At 34.2% G+C, this 1486-nt stretch carries 1 protein-coding gene; it reads left to right on the forward strand.

Features of this window, described 5'->3' with window-relative positions; genetic code table 11:
* Positions 1-676: 676 nt before the first annotated feature.
* The gene (locus F6K23_RS36365; protein WP_293165466.1) at positions 677-1252 is read left to right on the forward strand and encodes a hypothetical protein; all 576 of its coding nucleotides are present in this window, start codon (positions 677-679) and stop codon (positions 1250-1252) included.
* The last annotated feature ends 234 nt before the right edge of the window (positions 1253-1486 follow it).

A 1486-nucleotide genomic window follows, 5' to 3' on the forward strand; every position in this document is an offset into this window, starting at 1 on the left:
CCCCACACTCCCCACACTCCCCACACTCCCCACACTCCCCACACTCCCCACACTCCCCACACTCCCCACACTCCCCACACTCCCCACACTTCCCACCCCCCTCCTTTTTTCTCTGGTGACAATAAATTGACCCTACTCCCAGGAGGGGAAGTGAAAATCAGAATAATTAACATTAAACTTAGCTGCTAATTAGCAAAAAAGTTATTCTAGCTGTGTTGATTACTTAATAACTGAAGTTGTGTCCAAGTATAGCGTTAATGCGTGGGAATTGGTATAACCCTAACCAAATGAAAAAGTAGTTGAAGAAGGAATAAAGAAGGAGGAATGAAATTAGAGAAAGTGGGTGGGCACTCAAACCCCAAGCAATTTTCAACAATTAATAATTAATAATTAACAAATACATCTCCTTGAAAACGGATAGGATTGACTAAAAGGAAAATTTTTTCTTCTCTTGGTCTCATGGATATGGCGAGGAGACCTGCTCTTGACAGAGCCGCTCCACTTTATATGTTGCGGAGCAAAACGCCATCCCTCAACCGCTTTTTTCTCCTTTAAAGGAGAGGCTTTAAACCTTAATTATTTGGTAAACACCCTACCCTGTAGACGGTGGGTTATTAAACTAAAAGAAAAACATAAAAACAAATATTTGCTATTTATTATTCAAAGGTAATTAATTATGGTTGAATATAGATTTATCGAACTTGCTAAACAAGGAAATTCTAAATCCATTGCTACCCTATTAAATGGAACGTTACATCCTCAAGGTATTAATGCAAAAGTTAGTGCAGTAAATGGATGGTTACACATACTCCTAGAATCTGAAGAATTGCCAGAGAGAAGTTATATCGTAGATATAGTTAGACATCAATTAATAGAATTAGATCCTGAATCAATTAAAAGAGTTAAATTACTAATTAAAAGATATAGGGATGATTATGCAACTTGGGGTCAGGAGTTTGATTTAAAATTAAATTCTTCATCTAGTTTGATTTGGCATGATTTTGATGATAATCAACAATATAGATTTGATTCAAAGTCAAAAATTAATAGTATCAAAAATAGAAGTTGGAATCATCTAAAAATGAGTAAAATAACTCTAGGAATAGTTGTGGTAATCTTATTCATGTCAGTAGTTGTTTTTATCAGTAAAATGCCAGTCAAGCGATCGCCACAAACTATCAATACTTACAGCATTTCCCATTGTTATGAGGTGAAAAAATTTAGGTTTGAGGGAAAAGGGAACAGAAAATAATAAAAACAACTGTATTATTAGAAGAAGAAAACTTGATTTAATTTAGTAGATTATGACTAATAAAAATATTCTGATTTCTCCTCAGTGCTTAGTAAACCACCTCAATTACCCAAACCTCATGATCGGGGAATAGGGAACAGAAAATAATAAAAACAACTGTATTATTAGAAGAAGAAAACTTGATTTAATTTAGTAGATTATGACTAATAAAAATATTCTGATTTCTCCTCAGTG

It is taken from the genome of Okeania sp. SIO2C9 (assembly GCF_010672455.1).
Taxonomy (GTDB): domain Bacteria; phylum Cyanobacteriota; class Cyanobacteriia; order Cyanobacteriales; family Microcoleaceae; genus Okeania.

Excerpts from the sequence above, each read along its gene's own strand:
- F6K23_RS36365 (WP_293165466.1), top strand. The coding sequence starts at position 677 with ATGGTTGAATATAGATTTATCGAACTTGCTAAACAAGGAAATTCTAAA.